Below are 1,604 nucleotides of genomic sequence, written 5' to 3' on the forward strand. Positions count from 1 at the left end.
TCATTTCCGTTTCTGTCGCAGCACCCACTTTAATCACTGCGACACCACCAGCCAGCTTAGCTAATCGCTCTTGCAGTTTTTCTTTGTCGTAGGAAGAATCGCTTTCGTCCATCTGACGGCGGATTTGGTCACAACGACCCTTCACTGCATTTTCGTTACCTTCAGCAACGATAGTAGTGTTGTCCTTAGTTATGGTCACACGACGGGATTTACCCAGCATTTCCAGCTTGGCGTTGTCAAGCTTTAGACCTGCATCTTCGGTGATTACTTGTGCACCAGTTAGGGTAGCAATGTCCTCCAGCATAGCTTTACGGCGATCGCCAAAGCCAGGAGCCTTGACAGCTGCTACATTCAAAACACCCCGTAGGCGGTTGACCACCAAGGTTGCCAGGGCTTCTTTCTCAATGTCCTCAGCAATAATCAGTAACGGCTTGCCAGAACGAGCCACTTGCTCGAGTACTGGCACCAGGTCTTGTACCAGGGTAATTTTCTTGTCAGTGAGCAGGAGGTGAGGTTCTTCTAGAACTGCTTCCATCCGCTCAGTGTCAGTAGCAAAGTAGGGAGAGATATAGCCTTTGTCAAAGCGCATCCCTTCGGTAATTTCTAGTTCAGTGGTCATAGACTTCCCTTCTTCAAGGGAAATCACGCCCTCTTTGCCCACTTTGTCCATTGCGTCAGCAATCATCTGACCAACAGTCTCATCGTTACCCGCAGAGATAGAACCAACTTGGGCAACGGCTTTAGAGTCTTCTACTGAACGGGCATGTTGAGCAATCTTGTCTACCAGAAACGCAGTAGCTTTATCAATACCCCGCTTCAACGCGATTGGGTTAGCACCCGCAGCAACGTTGCGCAAGCCTTCTTTGACCACAGCATGAGCTAGTACTGTAGCTGTTGTAGTCCCATCACCAGCAGCATCATTGGTTTTTGAAGCTGCTTGCCGAATCAGAGAAACACCAGTGTTTTCAATGTGGTCTTCCAGTTCAATCTCTTTAGCAATGGTGACACCATCATTAACAATTTGAGGAGCACCAAACTTCTTCTCTAACACTACGTTGCGACCTTTTGGTCCAAGGGTGACAGCTACAGCTTCAGTCAGAGTGTCCATTCCCTTTTCTAGGGCGCGACGAGCATTTTCGTTGTAAATAATGCGCTTAGCCATAGGTTTTGAATTCAGTTCCTAAGGGTTATTAAGGTTGAAGGTAAAAGGTTGAAGGTAAAAGGTTGAAAATTTAAGGGTTCAACTTGTTTGCTGTTTACTCACCTTCAAGGTGTTAGCTGACGACTGCCAAGATGTCTTTCTCTGACAACAAAACGTACTCTTCGTTGCCTAACTTAATATCGGTACCAGCGTACTTGGAGTAAAGTACCTTGTCCCCTACTTTGACTTCGAGAGCAGCGTGAGAACCATCATCGTTCCGCTTCCCAGGTCCGGTCGCTACAATTTCCCCAACTTGAGGCTTTTCCTTAGCGTTATCCGGTAGTAGGATACCGCCAGCAGTTTTTTCTTCAGCGGCGCTTACCTTAACAAAAACTCGATCCCCTAAGGGCTTAACGGTGGAAACACTCAGAGTTACAGCTGCCATATCAGTTTTTCCTCTCTA

The 1,604-nt window shown here is 47.2% G+C and carries 2 protein-coding genes; both read right to left on the minus strand.

Annotated features, from left to right (window positions below; genetic code table 11):
• Positions 1–1,162, minus strand: a 1,162-nt coding sequence (groL, locus tag F6K49_RS47380) for a chaperonin GroEL (RefSeq protein ID WP_293109473.1), incomplete at its 3' end; no start/stop codon positions are given.
• Positions 1,163–1,274: 112 nt separating this feature from the next.
• On the minus strand, positions 1,275–1,586 hold the full coding sequence (gene groES, locus F6K49_RS47385) for a co-chaperone GroES (RefSeq protein WP_008180318.1): 312 nt from the start codon (positions 1,584–1,586) through the stop codon (positions 1,275–1,277).
• Positions 1,587–1,604 lie beyond the last annotated feature (18 nt).

This window comes from Moorena sp. SIO3I6, assembly GCF_010672095.1.